The 18,757-nt window shown below is 37.1% G+C and carries 18 protein-coding genes; 15 read left to right on the forward strand and 3 right to left on the reverse strand.

The features are described 5' to 3' along the window. The first annotated feature begins 37 nt into the window (after positions 1-37). The 3 genes from J7E66_RS16780 to J7E66_RS16790 all read left to right on the forward strand — a co-directional run bounded on the left by J7E66_RS16780 (position 38) and on the right by J7E66_RS16790 (position 2,648). Positions 38-478, forward strand: a complete 441-nt coding sequence (locus J7E66_RS16780) for a flavodoxin domain-containing protein (protein WP_251032961.1) — start codon at positions 38-40, stop codon at positions 476-478. Positions 479-577: 99 nt separating this feature from the next. Continuing rightward, positions 578-1,420, forward strand: coding sequence for a hypothetical protein (locus J7E66_RS16785; RefSeq protein WP_215001907.1), 843 nt, complete (start codon positions 578-580; stop codon positions 1,418-1,420). 196 nt (positions 1,421-1,616) lie between these two features. Then, a complete protein-coding gene (locus J7E66_RS16790; RefSeq protein ID WP_215001909.1) occupies positions 1,617-2,648 on the forward strand; it encodes an ATP-grasp domain-containing protein in 1,032 nt (343 codons plus the stop codon). 68 nt (positions 2,649-2,716) lie between these two features. On the opposite strand, the gene J7E66_RS16795 is transcribed toward J7E66_RS16790, so the two are convergent. Next, positions 2,717-3,091, reverse strand: a complete 375-nt coding sequence (locus J7E66_RS16795) for a nucleotide excision repair endonuclease (RefSeq protein ID WP_088086990.1) — start codon at positions 3,089-3,091, stop codon at positions 2,717-2,719. A gap of 334 nt (positions 3,092-3,425) precedes the next feature. Between J7E66_RS16795 and J7E66_RS16800 the strand changes: the two genes are divergently transcribed. The 10 genes from J7E66_RS16800 (at position 3,426) to J7E66_RS16845 (ending at position 15,261) form a co-directional block, all read left to right on the forward strand. Beyond that, positions 3,426-4,007 carry a TerD family protein gene (locus J7E66_RS16800; protein ID WP_215001911.1) on the forward strand — a complete coding sequence of 194 codons (582 nt, stop codon included), beginning with the start codon at positions 3,426-3,428 and terminating at the stop codon, positions 4,005-4,007. Positions 4,008-4,329: 322 nt separating this feature from the next. After that, positions 4,330-5,730, forward strand: a complete 1,401-nt coding sequence (locus J7E66_RS16805) for a spore germination protein (RefSeq protein ID WP_215001913.1) — start codon at positions 4,330-4,332, stop codon at positions 5,728-5,730. Between the two features lie 141 nt (positions 5,731-5,871). Continuing rightward, the gene (locus J7E66_RS16810; RefSeq protein WP_215001915.1) at positions 5,872-7,020 is read left to right on the forward strand and encodes a Ger(x)C family spore germination protein; all 1,149 of its coding nucleotides are present in this window, start codon (positions 5,872-5,874) and stop codon (positions 7,018-7,020) included. Between the two features lies 1 nt (position 7,021). Then, positions 7,022-7,231: a hypothetical protein gene (locus J7E66_RS16815; RefSeq protein ID WP_215001917.1), complete on the forward strand. Its 210-nt coding sequence runs from the start codon at positions 7,022-7,024 to the stop codon at positions 7,229-7,231. Between the two features lie 7 nt (positions 7,232-7,238). Then, positions 7,239-8,339, forward strand: a complete 1,101-nt coding sequence (locus J7E66_RS16820; protein WP_215001918.1) for a GerAB/ArcD/ProY family transporter — start codon at positions 7,239-7,241, stop codon at positions 8,337-8,339. 813 nt (positions 8,340-9,152) lie between these two features. Then, complete coding sequence (locus J7E66_RS16825) at positions 9,153-10,730, forward strand: helix-turn-helix domain-containing protein (protein ID WP_215001920.1); 1,578 nt, start codon at positions 9,153-9,155, stop codon at positions 10,728-10,730. Positions 10,731-10,765: 35 nt separating this feature from the next. Further along, positions 10,766-11,044, forward strand: coding sequence for a hypothetical protein (locus tag J7E66_RS16830; RefSeq protein WP_215001922.1), 279 nt, complete (start codon positions 10,766-10,768; stop codon positions 11,042-11,044). A 256-nt stretch (positions 11,045-11,300) separates the two neighbouring features. Then, entirely contained in the window at positions 11,301-12,974 is a 1,674-nt protein-coding gene (hutU, locus tag J7E66_RS16835) for a urocanate hydratase (protein ID WP_215001924.1), read from the forward strand. 21 nt (positions 12,975-12,995) lie between these two features. Continuing rightward, positions 12,996-14,288, forward strand: coding sequence for an imidazolonepropionase (gene hutI, locus J7E66_RS16840; RefSeq protein ID WP_215001926.1), 1,293 nt, complete (start codon positions 12,996-12,998; stop codon positions 14,286-14,288). Then, on the forward strand, positions 14,266-15,261 hold the full coding sequence (locus tag J7E66_RS16845) for an agmatinase family protein (RefSeq protein WP_215001928.1): 996 nt from the start codon (positions 14,266-14,268) through the stop codon (positions 15,259-15,261). The genes hutI and J7E66_RS16845 overlap by 23 nt, the downstream gene beginning before the upstream one ends. Positions 15,262-15,927: 666 nt before the next feature. Here the strand turns inward: J7E66_RS16845 and J7E66_RS16850 are convergent. After that, entirely contained in the window at positions 15,928-16,563 is a 636-nt protein-coding gene (locus J7E66_RS16850; RefSeq protein WP_215001930.1) for a hypothetical protein, read from the reverse strand. A gap of 774 nt (positions 16,564-17,337) precedes the next feature. Further along, a complete protein-coding gene (locus J7E66_RS32325; RefSeq protein WP_285289227.1) occupies positions 17,338-17,460 on the reverse strand; it encodes a hypothetical protein in 123 nt (40 codons plus the stop codon). Positions 17,461-17,957: 497 nt separating this feature from the next. Between J7E66_RS32325 and J7E66_RS32615 the strand changes: the two genes are divergently transcribed. Together J7E66_RS32615 and J7E66_RS32620 are read left to right on the forward strand one after the other, a co-directional pair. After that, entirely contained in the window at positions 17,958-18,194 is a 237-nt protein-coding gene (locus J7E66_RS32615) for a TatD family hydrolase (RefSeq protein ID WP_374103857.1), read from the forward strand. Positions 18,195-18,343: 149 nt separating this feature from the next. Next, positions 18,344-18,727, forward strand: a complete 384-nt coding sequence (locus J7E66_RS32620) for a TatD family hydrolase (protein ID WP_308162530.1) — start codon at positions 18,344-18,346, stop codon at positions 18,725-18,727. Positions 18,728-18,757 lie beyond the last annotated feature (30 nt).

An 18,757-nucleotide genomic window follows, 5' to 3' on the forward strand; every position in this document is an offset into this window, starting at 1 on the left:
GGTTTTAGTAATGTAATATGAAGGAGGGGTAATTGACATGAAAAGTTTAATTGTGTATTGCTCGTCTCATGGGACTACAGAAAAAGCAGTAAGATTATTAAGTGAAAGTCTTGAAGGAGCAGTTTTAGCGGTGGATTTGAAGCGGGAGAAAGAAGAGTTCGTACTTGCCAATTTTGATACCGTTATCATTGGCGGCTCGATTCATGCAGGGAATATTCAACGAAAAATAAAACAGTTTATAAGAAACAACCTTAATACTCTTTTAGAAAAAGAAGTAGGCCTTTTCCTTTGTTGCATGCATGAGGGTAAGACCGCCATTGAGCAATTTAACCATGCCTTTCCACAAGAATTACGCAAAAATTCCACGGCAATGGGGTTATTTGGCGGAGAATTTCTCTTATCTGAAATGAACTTTTTAGAAAAACAAATTGTAAAAAAGGTGAGCGGTGCAACCATTGATCAATCCAATAGATTATGAGGCCATCAAGGAATTTGCGTCCAAATTAAATCATATAAAAAGTCTTTTTTAGTGGTTACTGCCTCTTCTATTTCTATAGAAGATAAGGAGTGATATTTGATGGAATCCACGATGAAATCATCTTATATAATGACCATTATTATTGTTGTGCTAACTTTTATTGCCGCATTAGGTGGACTTTTTATTGACGACTTGTATAAGGATACCAACAGCTTTGCTTTGAATGCATGGTATGCCAATGATATTATTTTACTCGCTGTCGGCTTGCCACTTTTGATTGCTGCATTGCTTCTATCGATTCATGGTTCACTAAGAGGGCAGTTAGTTTGGTTAGGAATGCTTAATTTTACTATATATAATTATTCTTATTATCTTTTTGGTGCTGCATTAAACTCTTTTTTTCTTATATATGCCGCCTTGTTCACTTTGTCGATGTATTCAATTGTTTTCGGATTAGTTTTAATAGATTACAACAATATTGAAAAGTCATTTAAGAAGAAAACACCTGTTAAAGGGATTAGCATTTTTATGATCCTATTAGCCATAACCTTTGGGGGAGCATGGATTGTTCAGTGGATAAATTTTGTTACCACAGGTAATCCACCACAAATCATGATTAATTTAAATTCTTCAAACAACCTGGTTGCCACATTAGATTTAACATTCGTGGTTCCACTATGTATCGTTGCTGCCTATTTTCTTTGGCAGCGGCGGCCAATCGGATATGTGCTAACAGTTATGTTAAATGTTAAGGGGTTTGTTTATAATCTAATATTGATTTATGGTTCGATTGTTCAGGAACAAGCAGGAATCAAAGATGCAATGGATTTAGTTCCTTTATGGGTGATTCTATGTATCGGCTGCCTTAGTTCTTTTGTCATTTTGTTAATTAATATGAAACCAATTGAAAATAAAAGGAAGACATTAGAAAAGGTCGGATAAATCTAAAATATATCGAGATATTGTGAACGTTGCTGCTTTTGCAGAACGTTTTTTTATTGCCGAAAAAGAACCTGTCGGATAAACTTTTTCGGCATATCCCAATTTGGCATGATTTTTTTGTCAAATTTTGCTTATAAAAATAAGCATGAATGACTATAATGAAAGAGGTCTTAATACAAAAAGAAAGAGGATTCAAATGAAGATTTGGTTTAACAGATGGTTTACAACGGTTTCCCATTATATTGATATGATCCGGTTCAATGAAGATAAGCGGAACTTTATCATTTATGGGACACATCCGAACAAAGATGCCCTTTATTTACAAAATTGTGATTACGCCTTTGTCGAGCCAGATATATCTGGTGAAGAATATATTGGTTTTTGTCTTGAGTTTTGTCAGAAGCATGGGATCGATATTTTTGTCCCAAGGAAAGAAAATGTCCTCATCTCAAAAAGACTAAGTGACTTTGAGGCTTTAGGTGTTAAAGTGCTAGTTTGCCCTGAAGCAAAGTTAATGGGGACAATGGATAATAAAGCAGATACCTATCGCCTTTTATCCAACGGAGCAGCAAACTTTTTGATTCCGGACTATTATGTCGTCAATAATGTTGAGGATTTTAAGAGGGCGTATGAAAAACTCAAGGAAAAAGGACATACGGTTTGTTTTAAACCAGTGATTGGTGAAGGTGCCAATGGATTTCGGGTCATAATAGACCAAATCGTGTCCATTGACCAGTTTTTCAATCATGGAATTGGTTTCCGTATTCCCTATGCCCATGCCTGCGAAATTTTGAGCCAGCAAGATACATTCCCTGACTTAATGGTGTTGGAATTTCTAGAGGGAAGAGAATATAGTATTGATTGTTTATCGTCCCATGATGAATTGTATGCTGCTATTCCTCGAATGAAGGGGGATGGAAGAGTCAGGGAGCTTGTGGAACAGGCTGAACTCATTAAATTAGCACACGATTTTCACCAAGAGTTTAAATTGCCATATGTATTCAATATTCAGGTAAAATACAACAACTTTGGTGAGCCGAAACTGTTGGAGATTAATCCGCGAATGAGCGGGGGAATGCACATTAGTTGCTTGTCAGGGATTAACTTGCCATATCAAGCCATCAAGGTTTTACTTGGTGAAGAGGTGGAAGTAGTCAAACCGAGGTTTGGAATTCGAGCAAGTCATATTGAGAAGGAAATGATTCTGAAATATGGCGACATTAGTTAATTGAACAAGCAAAGCAAAAGAAAAGAGCAGGTTTTTGTATCGACCTGCTCTTTTCACTATTAGGAAGCTTATTTATAAAAAACTTTATCGATATTGTATTTTGCATGTAGTGTATTAATGATAAAGGTTTCATAAATTTCTCTCTCCATCGGATCTTCCACAACACATACTGCAATCCGATAAACTTCATCACGATGTAATTTGATCGGCGAAACAGTATCTTCAAAATGTCTTTTTACACGAGGGCGCAACTTCCTTGCTTTTCCTACAAATAGTAATTCGTCATTTGCGTTTGAAAATAAAATAATCCCGCCTTTGTCTCTTGGGATCTTATTGTAATCAGTAAAACCATAAACGCTGCTTAGCGGCGCCTCAATTTTTTCTCCAACTTGGTTCTTTTTCGTAATCACTATATCAGGATTAGGTATTTCAATTTTTATCATTAAGAAAATCGCTCCTTGCTTAAAATAAACGGTGTCCCCGTTTTGCTAACAGTTCATTATAGCACAAACTTTTGTTAATAGATTTGACTTTCTTATTTTAACCATTTTTCAGTCCTCAAAACCAGTTATACAGGATCTCTTTTGAATTTATTAGAGTGAGTAAATAATGGTAGAAAAATATTCCTTATTTTTGTAAACTTAAGGAAAGTGTTGTAATTTTGCTGATTTAATTATGTTCGCAAGGTAAATAATTCTTGGTAGGATTCGATTGTTATGAACTTTCTATTTATAATAGAAGGTGATATAAAATATTAAGATTAGAAAGGGTGTTTTTATGGCTATTTCATTGTCTAAAGGGCAAAAGGTTGATTTAACAAAAACAAATCCTGGTTTAACGAAAGTTGTTGTTGGTCTTGGCTGGGATACAAATCGGTATGACGGCGGGAAAGATTTCGATTTAGATGCAAGTATATTCTTATTAGGAGCAAATGGAAAAGTGACTTCTGAAAAGGATTTTGTGTTTTACAACCAGCTAGAGGGCGGAAATGGTTCCGTGGTACATACAGGTGATAACCGCACGGGAGAAGGCGATGGGGATGATGAGCAAGTAAAAGTAAATCTTAGCGCTGTTCCTTCTCAAGTGGAGAAAATCTCGTTTGTTATTACTATTCATGATGCAGAATCACGCGGTCAGAATTTTGGACAGGTTTCTAATGCATTCTGCCGAATCGTAAACGAAGATACAAACCAAGAAATCATTCGCTATGATTTAGGGGAGGATTTCTCCGTTGAAACTGCCATCATTGTAGGTGAATTATACCGACACAATGGAGAGTGGAAATTCTCAGCTGTAGGTTCTGGCTACCAAGGTGGACTAGCACGCATCGCAACAGACTTCGGCTTAAACGTAGGTTAAGAAAATGCAAATAAAAAGGACAAAAACGGTCGATTGACCTTTTTTGTCCTTTTTTACTTGTTTAATCCACTTTTGAAAGTGGATTTTTTTGTTTTAGGTTTTTGTTTAGATAGTAGTAGACAGGGATGCCGATTAATGTAATAACAATTGAGAGAAAGGCGTCAAAAGGTTTATACAATTATAGTTTTGTTATTGGTGTCAAATAGTATTTGTCCTTTCTTTTTTGTAGGGCATGATTTATTCACAATCCTTTTGTATAACTGCATAAATCTTGGGTATTTAGTGAAATACTACCATTTAACACAAATGGATGGTGAGTGTAATGAGGTTTAAAAAGAAATCACTGGAACATTGTACGGATGAAGGGGAAAAAGAAGTAATTTCTCTAGTAAAATCCATTGATAGTAATATTCAAATATTTACTCAAATATTTAATAAAGATGAAACGCTAAGGGTAAGAAGGTTTCAAAATAAGTATTTAAAAGAAGCAAAATGTTGTCTAATCTATTTTGATGGAATGGTCAATACTGAAATTTTAAACGAAAATATCATTCAGCCAATCATGGAAAATAATTTAAAAGATGAACTCTCTCCAAATAATCTATTGGAAGAATTTGCGAATAAAATCATCTTCTCCAAGCAAGTTAAAAGTGCAAATTTGGTTAGTAGTATTGTTAGTTCTATAATCTACGGAGATACTCTTTTCTTATTAGAGGGGTACGATACTGCGCTTCTAATTGATACTAAAGGATGGGCAACAAGGTCGATTACAGAACCAGATTCTGACAAGGTTGTTCGAGGGCCACGAGAGGGTTTTACAGAGTCGATCATGGTAAACCTTAGTTTAATCCGAAGAAAAATAAATAGTCCAGACTTAAAGTTTAAATTTAAGGAAATTGGAGAAAGGACACATACAAAGGCGTGTATTTGTTATATTGAAGGATTGGCTTTAAATGAGATCTTGGAAGAATTGGAAAAACGTATAGATGAAATAAAAATTGATGCAATTCTTGATTCAGGCTATGTTCAGGAACTGATTGATGAAGCTCGATTCTCACCATTTGAGACAGTAGGATATAGCGAAAGACCAGATGTTGTTGCATCTAAATTACTAGAAGGAAGGGTCGCACTTGTAGTGGATGGGAGTCCATTTGTATTGACTGTTCCATACTTAATGATTGAAGGATATCAATCAAATGAAGACTACTATAGCAATTATATTTTTGCGAGCTTCAATAGATTATTAAGATCTACTGGGGTATTTGTTGCAATGGGCTTATCAGCAATTTACTTAGCAATAACTTGTTACCATCAAGAAATGCTGCCAACCCCTTTGCTCATTAGCATAGCTGAATCACGTCGGGGTGTGCCTTTTCCAACCGTCATTACATTGATTGGTATGCTTCTAGTATTTGATGTTATCCGAGAAGCAGGTTCCAGGATGCCAACCAATATTGGTCAAGCGATAAATATTGTTGGGTCATTGGTTTTAGGACAAGCTGTTGTTGAAGCAAAGCTCGTAAGTGCGCCTGTTGTCATTGTTGCTGCTTTGTCAGGAATGATGAGCCTGCTAAGCCCCACTACCATGGGGATGGTCATTATGGTGCGATTCTTTTTATTAGTACTTGCGGCTGTTATTGGTATTTACGGCTATATTTTCGGGATGATCGTAGTTATCCTGCATCTAATGAATTTGCGTTCATTCGGTGTCCTTTCATGTTAGGTACTACTTCCTTGAAAAATCATAATGGTCAAGATATATGGATTCGTGCGCCGTGGTGGTCTATAACATTACGGCCTAAAATAATCGCTGCGCGAAACCTAGTAAGACAGACACGAAAGAAAAAAAAGGGTAATTAACAGAATGAAAATACGAAAATTGTTATGGATGAAGTTTATCACTTTTCTATGTCTAATATTAATTACAGGCTGTTGGAATTATCGTGAAATCGATAAACTTGCAATTGTTGCAGGAGTTGCTATTGACAAAGACAAAAATGGTCAATACCTTATTACTGCTGAAATTGTACAAATAAATAGCGGCATGGAGGCACAGTCAACTCAAATCACAATGCAGGGAAAAACAATTTTTGATGCCGTTCGTAACGAAATCTCTTTATCAGGGAGCAAATTGTATTGGAGTCACACAAAGGCGGTCATTATCAGTAAAGATATCGCGGAAGAAGGGATTCTAAGAATAGTTGATTGGTTTAATTGGGACTCTGAAACAAGGGCAGATCTTAATCTTTTGGTGTCTAGAGAGAAAACAGCGAGGGAGGTTCTCGTGGGTCAAGGGGTAACTGAGAACATAAAATCTTTTGAAATAGATGAAATGCTCAAAAATGAAAAATCATTAAGCAAGGCTCCGGTTACAGAAATATGGAAGTTTATTAACGATTTAGAAGCACCAGGAATCGTTGCGGTGTTACCTACAATAAAATTTAAAAAATCTAACCAACAAAAGTTACCACAATTAATGGGAACAGCTATGTTTAAGAAAGATAAACTCATTGGCTTTTTAAATCCCGATCTGACAAAGGATATGCTGTTTGTTAAAGATGAGGTGAAAGGAGGGCTGATTGTCGTAGGAGGAAAAGAAAAAGCTATAAAAACTCCGCTTTCATTAGAAATTTTTAAAAATGAAACAAAGGTGGAACCAGTGTTTCAAAATCAAGATATTACATTCAATATCAAAATCAAAACTAGGGTTGCATTGGATGAATTTGAAGGCAGGGAAAATTATACAGATGAGGAGGTATTAAAAAAACTGGAAAGCAATGTTGAAAAAGAATTGAAAAGGAAAGTGGAGAATTGTATTAAGACAGTGCAATCAGAATATGGGGTTGATATTTTTGGATTTGGCGCCAAAATAAGGGAGGAAAACCCACGAAAATGGAATGAAATTGCAATCAACTGGGAAAATAAGTTTAAAGACGTAAAAGTCCATGTCACAACCAGCGTGCACATAAAAGGTAGTGGAATGCTAGCAGATCCATTAGAAATGGGAGATTAACATGATTGTTCTGGCAATAATCGTATATCTTTTACTGGTTATATATGAATTTATTCCATTATATAAACAAAATCATTGGCGAGACTTTTGGGTTAATTCTGTATTAGGGCTATTCTCCTTTACTATTGCAATCATTCTTAGTTTAGGAATGAAACCGCCAAGCCCAGCAGGACCAATAAAGGAATTTATATTTTCGATTATTGGAAAGTAGGTCTATAATGCGGAAGGAACAAATCACTGATAAAGAAGCAATATGTCTATTAATCATTTTTTATATTGGTAGCTCGCTTCTCCTCGGTGTAGGTGGAGAAGCAAAAAATGACGCCTGGATAAGCGGGATAGTTGGGGTAATACTTGCACTGCCGATGATACTTGTTTATGCAAGGTTGTTATCCCTATTTCCTGAAAAAAGTTTGTTTGATATGTTTGATTTGGTTTTTGGGAAAGTAATTGGAAAAATTTTTACGGTTGTTTATATTTGGTATTCCTTTCACCTTGGAGCACTAGTTATTCGGAATTTCGGAACATTCATCAATACTGTCGCCATGCCTGAAACACCATTGTTTGTCCCGTTATTATGTTTAGGAATCGTTGGTATCCTTACTGTCAGATCGGGACTTGAAGTGATGGGAAGAATGAGTGCCTACCTTCTTCCACTCCTACTATTTATCATGTTTTCCGTTCAATTAATGGCAATTCCTCAATTGCACTTAAATTATATGAAACCCATACTCGGAAACGGTTTTCTACCAGTCCTAAAAGGTGGGTTTAATACTTTTTCCTTCCCATTTGCCGAATCAGTAATTTTAATCGGTGTTTTTGACGGATTAAAAAATAAAAAATCACCTTATAAGGTTTATTTGAAAGGAACTGCCTTTGCAGGATTATTTATAGTCATTATCACTTTAAGGAATACTCTTATTTTGGGAGGACTTAATTCGAAAGTTTACTTCCCTGCCCATGTTGCAGTCAGTAGAATTAGTATTGGTGCTTTTTTGCAAAGAATTGAACTGGCTGTGGCAGTCGTCTTTATTTTAGGTGTATTTATTAAGTGCAGTATATGTTTGTTAACTGCATCCAAAGGAATATCTAAATTATTCAATTTATCTGATTATCGTTCTATCGTGATTCAACTAGGACTTTTAATGGTCTACTTTTCGTTTGCGATTTACGATCGGATCTTTGAAATGAGAGAATGGGCATTTAATGTTTATTCCTACTACGCCTTTCCATTTCAGGTCATTTTTCCATTGATATGGCTAATAACAGCAGAAATTAAAGTAAGAATGAATAAAAAAGAAATCTCTAAATCCATGTAACCAGGATTAACTCAATCACCTATAAAAATTCTGCAATCTTCATAGGCGCATTGTATTCATCTAAGTTCCAATTAATTAATATGAAAAATGACTATAGGGGTAGAGAAAAGTGAACTATTATCCATATGAAGAAGATTCCCTCCTATTACTCTTTAAAGATCATGACGAGGAACGCCTCCAGCACCACCCATCGACATTTTATCACAGGGTCTTGGTGAAGCGAAATATACCAATGAAGAAATTGCTGAAGCACACAAGCATATCGGTGTAAACGATGACCATTTTAACTCGATGATCAATCACTTTATTAGTACGCTTGATGAACATGGAATTAAAGAAGATCATAAAAGAAAAATAAATGATGTACTTAATGGCTACAAAAAGAATGTATTAGGGTACTGATTCTTTATCAATATAAAAATGGTGTCCTTAGTGGGGACACCATTTTTATGCGATCGAATCTTGGACTTTTTGCGCCAATTCATTGTACTTATCAAAGAGTAGCGACCCTTTTTTATAAATAGAAGGTTCGAAATTCTCTTGAGATGGAGCAAAGATGGGGAGTTGGGCAATTAAATCTGTCCCTAATTTTGAATCTAATTGCTCCGACCCTCCTCTTCCTAATATAAAGTAATTCTCGTCATGGTCAGCCGGCTGAAAGAAAGCCAGCCAGCCAGTCGAAACATCGCTGGCGATTGCTTAAAAGGGATCCCCTGGAGCAGAAATCAACAGGCAGTATAGCAGAGCTTAATTCTTGAAAATATGATGAGAAGTCCTTTCGATAATAAATATGGTTTTTGTGGTTCCCGTGAGATGGCTGAAAATGTATACTTTAAAATAGATGAAATTTATTTTGAGCCTAAAGAGAAAGCGGGACATACAATGGAAGGAAAGTGGCTGATTGCTGATCGCGATTTAAACGAACGTGAGGGATTAAAATGGTTATTGAAAACCTCTTCCATCCCTGTAACTAACATATTATTAGCTTCTAATTATCAGGAATTTGTGGTTGGATTTGAACAGGAGAAGCCTGATGTTGTCTTAATGGAGCTTGATATGATCACCAAGGAGAGCTGGTCAACCTTCCGAGAACTGATGCAAATCTATGACCCAGTTTTACTGTTAACTACTGCTGAAGGAACCTTTGAAAAAGCTCGCCTTGCCATTGACATGCAAGCGTTAGATTTAATGATCAAACCTTTTTCGGCAACCAAGGTAAAAGCTGCCTTCCAAAAAGCATCACGAAAACTTGGAACAAAAATTCAGGCAGACGGATTCCTCAGTCCCAATACATATAAAGAAATATCTTATGAAGCATTATTTATTTCTCAAACATCTATTTCAGAAAATTATTATATAGCGGCTTTTCAAACGGAAAGTATCCGAACAATAAGTACATTGCATTCTTTTTTAGCAGAATATCCTTTCAAGGATGTCCACGGTATTTTTGCCTTGGATGATATGGTAGTGGTTTTGTTTAAGGAAAGGGGTCTTCAGTTAACAGAGCAGTGCCAAAAAGCGATGAGAAAGTGGGAAGAGGAATTTTCTGAACCGCTTGCGATCGTAGTTCATAAAGAAAATTCATCATCAATAACACTGAATCAAAAATACCAGCAAACCCGTAAAATGCTGGAGTTCACCTATTATAAAGGATATCGACAAGTAGCGGAATTTGAACATTCACCAGAATGGGTACATATGGACCCTTTTTTAGCACCTCCTGAACAGAGAGCATGGGTCGACATGTTGACAAACGTGGATTTAGAAAAAATAAAGAAGTGGCTCTATGACGAATTTTTACAATTACAAGATCCTTATCCTGAACCAGGATTGGTCAGAATCAGGCTGACAAGTATTCTCGCCCAGGTAAGAAGATATATGAAAACTTATAACTTAAACGAGAACCAGAGCTATGAACAGGAGTACCGCTATATTTTCAATTCGATTTTGTACGATAGGGTTCTTTACCGTACTGTTCAAAATCTCATCTTATTTATTCAAAAATTGTTTATAGGTGCAGAGAATAGCACCAGAAATAAACAAGATCCGATTGAACGTGGCATATCCTATATGGAGACTCATTTTTCCAATAGTTCGCTCAGGCTCGAAGATGTGGCTCTGTATGTTGACCGAAATCCTTCCTATTTCAGCCATATGATGAACACTAAAACCGGTTCAAGCTTTACAGAAGTCTTGACGGCAATAAGAATGAAGGAAGCAAAACGGTTATTGATTGAAACGAACAAATCGATTAAAGAAATTTCAATCCTTGCAGGCTATCAAAATTCTAATTATTTTAGCCGTATGTTTAAGGAAATAGTAGGTACTTCACCAAGAGAATTTCGCATGAATAAAGTGAAAATGTTTAAAAGCGAGAGGGAGACTGACTAATTTTTGTTAATTTATGTTGGGAGATGAGGGAAAAAATGAAGACAGTAATCATTATCTTGGTTTTATTTTTCCTGTTCATTTCATTACTTCAACTTTATATTAATAGAAAATGGCAGTTGGTTTACACGGCGTTTGGACATGATCAATATTTTATGATTATTGCTAAGTTAAATGCTGCAGGTGTTAAATATAAAATCAAAACTCCTGTGAATTTTCACAATGACGCTGGGTTTAAGGATCAAACACAATATGATATTTTTGTAAAAAAAGATGAAGAATACAGGGCACATGCTGCCCTCCAAAATAAATATTAAAACTTTGTTTGTGTTCCTTAAAATAATGCCAGTAGTTGACCCATCAGGAAAGTGATAGGGTCATTTTTTATGCAATTGAACCTAAAAATAATAACTAATTTATAAAAATATTATAGTTAATAGGACGAACTATCTAAAAAAAATCTAGTTCAACCTATAAACATTAGCTATTATCTAATGTTCCAATCGTATTTTTCAGAAGATTTTATTTTTATAATAAAAATATAAGAAAAAAAGAAAAAGGGAGTGGAATCGTATGGAAACAAACACTGCGAAATCAAGAGTTATTAAAAATTATAAAGGAACTGAATTACATGCAAAGGGCTGGATTCAGGAGGCGGCGCTGCGCATGCTGATGAACAATCTCGATCAAGAGGTTGCCGAAAGACCCGAGGATTTAGTCGTTTATGGTGGAATTGGCAAGGCAGCCCGGAACTGGGAGTCTTATGAGACAATCGTGAAAACGCTGCTAGAATTGGAGAATGACGAAACCTTAATGATTCAATCCGGTAAGCCAGTGGCTGTTTGGAAATCTCATAAGGATGCACCACGCGTGTTACTCGCTAACTCAAATCTGGTTCCAGCTTGGGCGAATTGGGAGCATTTCCACGAGTTAGATAAAAAGGGCTTGATGATGTATGGGCAAATGACAGCTGGAAGCTGGATTTATATCGGCAGCCAAGGAATTGTGCAAGGAACGTATGAAACGTTTGCCGAGCTTGCCCGTCAGGAATTCGGAGGAACATTAAAACACACCATCACTCTAACAGCAGGACTTGGCGGAATGGGTGGCGCTCAGCCTTTATCCGTAACAATGAACGATGGTGTATGTATCGCAATCGATGTGGATGAGACAAGAATCGACCGCCGCATTGAAACCGCTTACCTTGATATTAAAACAAATGACCTTGAGGAAGCATTAAAAATGGCTCAAGAAGCTAAGGTCTCAGGTAAAGCATTATCAATTGGTTTATTAGGTAATGCAGCAGAAATTTTACCTATCATGATTGAAAAAGGCTTTAATCCAGATGTATTAACGGATCAAACTTCTGCACACGACCCGCTAAATGGCTATGTTCCAGTTGGTTTTACATTAGAAGAAGCGGCTGCATTGCGAAAAGAAGATCCAACTAAGTATGTAGAACTTTCAAAGCAAAGCATGGCTGTCCATGTGAAGGCAATGCTGACGATGCAACAAAAGGGTGCGGTAACGTTTGACTACGGTAACAACATTCGTCAAGTAGCGAAGGATGAAGGTGTAGAAAACGCATTTGATTTCCCAGGCTTCGTTCCAGCCTACATCCGTCCATTATTCTGCGAAGGAAAAGGTCCATTCCGCTGGGCAGCACTTTCAGGAGATCCTGAGGATATTCGCAAAATTGATGATGCCTTGCTTCGCGAGTTCAAAGATGATGAACATCTATGCAAATGGGTAAAAATGGCACAGGAAAAAATTAGCTTCCAAGGTCTTCCTGCGCGGATTTGCTGGCTTGGATATGGTGATCGTGCTCGCTTTGGTAAAGTTATCAATAATATGGTTGCTTCCGGAGAAGTATCGGCACCAATCGTTATTGGACGTGACCACTTAGATGCAGGTTCTGTAGCATCGCCAAATCGTGAAACAGAAGCCATGAGAGACGGCAGTGATGCAGTTTCCGACTGGCCGATTTTAAATGCGATGATTAATGCTGTTGGCGGCGCGAGCTGGGTTTCCTTACACCATGGCGGCGGGGTTGGCATGGGTTACTCTCAACATTCCGGTATGGTAATTGTTGCAGATGGTACAAAGGATGCGGAAGTGCGTCTTGAGCGGGTATTAACCACGGATCCTGGCATGGGTGTGGTTCGTCATGCGGATGCAGGCTATGAGCTTGCTATTAAAACAGCAAAAGAGAAGGGCATCAAAATGCCAATGCTTAAGCAAGACTAAGACTGAGAGGATGGTAGATTAATGAGTACACCAATTTTTATCAGAAATGCCTCTCAACTCGTGACGTTACAAGGGAGTTCCGATGCTCCTCTTGTAAAGGGCGCGATGTCTGAACTTGGCATTATTGAGAATGGCAGTGTTTGGATGGAAGACGGAGTGATTCAGGCTGTTGGAACGGATATTGAGCTTTTTGAAAAATATGCTGGTCGCATTGATGAGGCAGAAGTGGTGGATGCGAGTGGTAAACTCGTAACTCCAGGACTTGTTGACCCACATACACATGTTGTTTTTGCAGGCAGCAGGGAAAATGAGTTTAACATGCGTCTTCAAGGTGCTACTTATATGGAAATTATGAACAGTGGCGGTGGAATCTATGCGACGACTAGACGGACACAGTCCGCGACACATGAAGAACTTTTTCAAGAAAGCTATGAGCGCTTGAATCAATTCCTGCGCCACGGTGTTACAACAGTTGAAGCGAAAAGTGGCTACGGAATGGAATGGGAAACGGAACTAAAGCAGCTGGAAGTGGCCAAACAGCTTAATGACAAGCATGTGATAGATGTTATTTCAACATTCATGGGAGCCCACGCTGTACCGAAAGAGTACAAACAAAATCCTGATGAGTTTGTAAGATTGCTGATTGACGAAATGATTCCAAAGGTAGCAGAGCTCGGACTGGCTGAATTTAATGATGTTTTTTGTGAACATGGTGTTTTTACTCCAGAGCAATCGAAGCAGATTCTTGAAGCAGGCCTGCAATATGGCTTGATTCCGAAGATTCATGCGGATGAAATTGAGCCTTATGAGGGGGCTGAACTTGCGGCCGAGGTAGGCGCAATTTCTGCAGACCATCTCTTAAAAGCTTCGGAAAAAGGCATGAAAGCAATGGCTGAAAAAGGCGTAGTTGGCGTGTTGCTTCCAGGAACAGCTTACTTTTTAATGGCGGAGTCTGCAAATGGCCGTAAAATGGTAGATTTGGGTGTACCGGTGGCACTTTCGACAGATTGTAATCCCGGATCATCACCAACGGTTTCACTGCCATTCATTATGAATCTAGGTTGTTTAAAAATGGGGATGACACCGGCTGAGGTGATAACTGCCACGACGATTAATGCTGCTCATGCCATTAATCGAGGGAAAAAGATTGGCAGTTTAGAGGTCGGCAAAAAAGCAGATGTTACGATTTTTAACGTCGGGAATTATATGAAACTGCAATACTCTTATGGCGTGAATCATACGGATACAGTCGTGAAAAATGGGCAGGTGGTTGTAAGGGGAGGTCAGTTAGTTGAAGAGCTTTCTCTATCCTAAACTGAATCCACCAAGTTTTACATGGGTGAGACCTGATGAAGGGGCAGAGGTTGCGAAGGTTCACGAGTGGATCCAACCACTAACTGCTGCCTCGGATCCTGAAAAAAGCAAGGACGCCGACTTTGTTATCGTCGGTGTTCCGCTGTCTCGCTCATCGATTAGTGCTTCGGGTGCCTCGGAATTTCCTGAGGCATTCCGCCGCTCGTGGCGAAGTTTTACTACTTATAACCTTGATGAGGATATCGATTTGTCGGAAATGACTGCTGTGGATGTTGGTGATGTGCCGATGCATGTCACGAATATCCAGCAGTGTCATGACAATATCATCGAAGCATCTGCTGCCCTTCATCAACATTTTGATGCCTCAAAGGTGTGTGCGATTGGCGGTGATCATTCGATAACAGCGATGATGGTCAAAGGTCTGCATCAAGTGAGGCCTAATGAAAAAATTGGCATCCTGCAGTTTGATACCCATTTTGATTTAAGGGATATGACCGATAACGGCCCGTCAAATGGGACTCCAATGCGGAACTTAATTGAAAGCGGAGTAGTTGAGGGTAGTAATATGTACAACATCGGCCTCCATGGATTTTTTAATACAAAAGATTTGAAGAACTATGCCGATGAAAAAGGTGTCAACTATTTCACGCTTCGGGAAACAAGAAAAAAGGGGATTGAAGAAACGGTTGTTGCCTGTTTAGATGCGCTCGCTGCGAAGGTGGATACCATTTATTTAACAGTCGATATGGATGTTCTTGATATTGCCTATGCTCCAGGGGTACCGGCCTCAACGCCGGGGGGCATGACAACAGCAGAACTTTTGGATGGGGTACTTGCGGCAGCTAAACATCCAAAAGTCAAAGCAATGGACATCGTCTGCCTTGACCCACTAAAAGACACACATGTACAGCCAACAGTAAAACTCGGCACACACGTATTTCTAACCTTTCTTACAGGAGTAATGCTTCGCTAGACAATTAATGGTGTCAGGCACCACAAAAAGACACTTTCCTGCCAATGTCCACCCCGGGTGGACATTGGCTTATTCACGTAAAATTTATTAGTTAAGAATAACTTTTTGGGGATGGTAGTTTTGCAAATAATGGACTGGTGGGAAAAGGACCCATACTATTCTACTAAAGGCAGTTTAGATTAAAAAAGCATGACTTGTTACTTGAAAGAATCAACCGCATTGAACAGCTTGTTGTGACAAATGCACTCCCTCTAGAAGAAAGAGCATCACTTGAACCGATTAATGAAAATATTTTACACCAGCCGGATGAAATGCCTATGCTAGACGAGGAAATAGAAATAACAAAAATGGAAAAAGCTGATCCAAAAAAAATGGGAAGAAAAAGAACTCACAAAATAAGAAAAACGAAAAGAAAGAGTGTCGAAGGAAACATAAGGAATAAAATTTTTTTTAGGAAAGTGGAGTCGACACTTTCTTTTTTATTGTAATTTCCTTATATGTGAAGTAATCAAAAAAGAAAGTTTGTAAGTGTATGAGAGTTACCCTAAAACTTTAAAAAGAATTTGACATTGTAAGCTTAATTAAAAAAACCCTGATATTCTCAAGGTTCTTATTGTTTAGAAATGGGATAAGCGAAAAAATATAAATGTATTTAATTATAAATGACTATTTTTTATTGTTTTTCAATATTTTTTTGAGTAATTTAATAAGATCACTATTTTGTTCTTTTACGTCTTTTAGTTCTTTTTTTAACTCTAAAATATCATTAGTGATATTCTCTAGTTTTTGAGACAAAGATGACGGCTCTGCATTTTCTTGTCTTAATCCAGAAATATCATTAGCCATAATTTCCATTTTTTCAGCTAAAGAAGTCAGCTCTACATTTTCTTGTTTTTCAGAAACCTTAGATACTGGGAGTGTCGCGTTTAGATTTTTTTTACTAAGTTCTGTAACTGAATCCAATAATGACTCATTTTTCATAGTTGTTGCCAGTTGTTTCATGATAAAATTCAAATCAAGCGAATCCTTGTCTACATTGTTAACCGTATTCTGTACGCTATTATCATTAGTGATTTTCTTCCGTTTTTCAGTAAGTTTTGACTCAGGAGGCGCAGGGTTTTGATTTTTTATACTAAGTTCCGTAACAGAATTCATGAGCGAATCGTTTTTTAGAAGAGTTGTTGCCATTTGAATTAATGATCCAAAATCAAGCGAATTTGGATTTTTTAGTAAATTGTTGGCGAGATTTTCTAAATTGTTACCCGTATTCTGTACGCTATTTTCATTAATGTTTTCCTTCATAATTTAGCCACCTTTTTAGTTTGAATTAGTAATAAGCTCAGAAATTTCCTAATATCTTATGTCGTTTGACTAAAAATGTAGTGTGTTAATAACATCATAAAAGGAAATATTTTTGCTTTAATTCTATAAATATAAAGAAAAAACCCTAGAAGATTATTTAATTTTAAATAATCTTCTAGAGTTCATCATACATCCATATGGAATTTCTAGAAAGATAAGTCCGATTTGAGTACATAGAATGATTGTGTAAGGAGCCCCATTTGAAATTCTAATCCCGTAAAGGGGGAAAGATATCCATAATCTGCATAGGGGTCGCTTCTCGAGGTGAATAGTCCTCCAGAACGTGCCGACTTGCAACGCAAAATATATTTTGTTTCAATATTTTCTTAGGATCGGTAGCTAATAGCTTTACGTAGGGATAAATTCCTGAAATCGTCGCGTATAGTGTATGCAATAATTTATCATTACTTACCTTTCCAATATACAGCATCGGAAGAAAATTGAAGTATTCGGAATTTTCCACGCATTCCTTCGTATTTACTTCGATCCGTAACGAATATATTTTGATACGAGCTTGAAGTCTTATAAATTAAGGTGGACCCGTAACGAGAAATATGTCTTTCCAAACCTTCATTTCTATTAAACGGATTCATTATACACCTCCAAATTACCGTTATCGTATAAAAAAGACCTTCTTAGACTTGCCTAAGAAGATCCCTAAATTGACTGCGCATTTTAATCCTGCCTAAATTATAAGCAAAGAGTAGTAGCGATTCAGTCTCCAATACAAGCTTGTACGTCCGCTCGAGCTCCGAGCAAAACAGCTAACAGTAAAGCTACAATCAAAACGAATGCAATAAGAACTTCCACCACACTTACTGTAGAAGGAGTTGCCATGTGTCATCCCCTCCTTAATATTTTAAATAAGGAAGGTTTTTAATTTCCTTATATTAGACAAGCTATGGTGATAGAAAGCGATTGGTTCTAATTATATCTCTCAATTTATGAAATTATGTTATTGTACTAATAGATGTTCTTTCCCATATTTCCAAAGTACTTCCAGGATACCTCGACGTAGACTGCCCAATTTTTTAGGAGAAATGAAATGGGACTATTGGAATGTTTCCTTGAGGGAAATGCATAAAAAGTCGAAAAAGAGAAAAATCATATATTTCCCCAAACCGCCATTTTATTAATCAAAAAAAGCCTAGGATAGTAAGGAATTAGGTAATAAATGCCCCATCATTATGGAAATAATTTAAATTATTCCTTGGGAAAGCGCGTGTTCAGACAATTATCGAGTTTTATTGTCGGAAAATTGAAAAATTTATTTAGAATAAAGTAGGTTATTATTACAACAAGTCTGAATAAAGGAAGTGAGCATTTTGTTAAAAATGATTGATGCCCACATTCATCTCGATCATTATAAAGGTGATGAGATTAGTCAGCTGATGGAAACTATTCCGCAAATTGAAAATCTGATTTCGGTTTCTTATGATTTAGAATCGTGTAAAAGAAATCATGGGTTTACGGGAAAATATCAAAAGGTGAGAGCCGCATTCGGATACCATCCTGAGCAGCCGCTACCGACAGTTGAACAGCAGAATGAGCTGTTCTCTTCTCTTGGATGAATGATAATATTGACGTTATGATAGCTATTGGAGAGGTTGGGCTTCCCTATTATTTACGGAAAAAACAAAAGGTTACCACTTGCCAGTACGAACAGTACATAAAGCTGTTATAGGCATTTGTTCAAAAAGCAAGTACATATGGGAAGCCAATTGTCCTCCATGCCGTTCATGAGGATGCTCCCATTGTTTGTGACCTTTTAGAAAAATACTCCATTAAAAAGGCTCATTTTCATTGGTTTAAAGGAGACAATAAAACAATTAAGAGGATGGAAAAAAATAAGTACTATATATCGGTTACACCTGATGTGGTCTATGAAGAGGAGATACAAAAATTAGTTCAAAGATATCCGCTAGAACTAATGATGATTGAAACAGATGGTCCATGGCCATTTGAAGGTCCATTTTGGGGAACTATGACACATCTAAATATGATGCTTGAATCCATTAAGGTAATTTCAAAAATAAAAAAATTGTCTGAAGAAGAAGTGTCTGAAAGATTATGGAAGAACACAAGATTATTTTATCAATTATAAACGCATTATTATGATTTATACTTAGAATGG

The organism is Bacillus sp. ISL-7 (assembly GCF_018613065.1).

Bases quoted from the DNA above. Each gene is read 5' to 3' on its own strand.
- J7E66_RS16780 (WP_251032961.1), top strand. From the start codon at position 38: ATGAAAAGTTTAATTGTGTATTGCTCGTCTCATGGGACTACAGAAAAA.
- J7E66_RS16785 (WP_215001907.1), top strand. From the start codon at position 578: ATGGAATCCACGATGAAATCATCTTATATAATGACCATTATTATTGTT.
- J7E66_RS16790 (WP_215001909.1), top strand. From the start codon at position 1,617: ATGAAGATTTGGTTTAACAGATGGTTTACAACGGTTTCCCATTATATT.
- J7E66_RS16795 (WP_088086990.1), bottom strand. From the start codon at position 3,091: ATGATAAAAATTGAAATACCTAATCCTGATATAGTGATTACGAAAAAG.
- J7E66_RS16800 (WP_215001911.1), top strand. From the start codon at position 3,426: ATGGCTATTTCATTGTCTAAAGGGCAAAAGGTTGATTTAACAAAAACA.
- J7E66_RS16805 (WP_215001913.1), top strand. From the start codon at position 4,330: ATGAGGTTTAAAAAGAAATCACTGGAACATTGTACGGATGAAGGGGAA.
- J7E66_RS16810 (WP_215001915.1), top strand. From the start codon at position 5,872: ATGAAAATACGAAAATTGTTATGGATGAAGTTTATCACTTTTCTATGT.
- J7E66_RS16815 (WP_215001917.1), top strand. From the start codon at position 7,022: ATGATTGTTCTGGCAATAATCGTATATCTTTTACTGGTTATATATGAA.
- J7E66_RS16820 (WP_215001918.1), top strand. From the start codon at position 7,239: ATGCGGAAGGAACAAATCACTGATAAAGAAGCAATATGTCTATTAATC.
- J7E66_RS16825 (WP_215001920.1), top strand. From the start codon at position 9,153: ATGGCTGAAAATGTATACTTTAAAATAGATGAAATTTATTTTGAGCCT.
- J7E66_RS16830 (WP_215001922.1), top strand. From the start codon at position 10,766: ATGAAGACAGTAATCATTATCTTGGTTTTATTTTTCCTGTTCATTTCA.
- hutU (WP_215001924.1), top strand. From the start codon at position 11,301: ATGGAAACAAACACTGCGAAATCAAGAGTTATTAAAAATTATAAAGGA.
- hutI (WP_215001926.1), top strand. From the start codon at position 12,996: ATGAGTACACCAATTTTTATCAGAAATGCCTCTCAACTCGTGACGTTA.
- J7E66_RS16850 (WP_215001930.1), bottom strand. From the start codon at position 16,563: ATGAAGGAAAACATTAATGAAAATAGCGTACAGAATACGGGTAACAAT.
- J7E66_RS32325 (WP_285289227.1), bottom strand. From the start codon at position 17,460: ATGGCAACTCCTTCTACAGTAAGTGTGGTGGAAGTTCTTATTGCATTC.
- J7E66_RS32615 (WP_374103857.1), top strand. From the start codon at position 17,958: ATGATTGATGCCCACATTCATCTCGATCATTATAAAGGTGATGAGATT.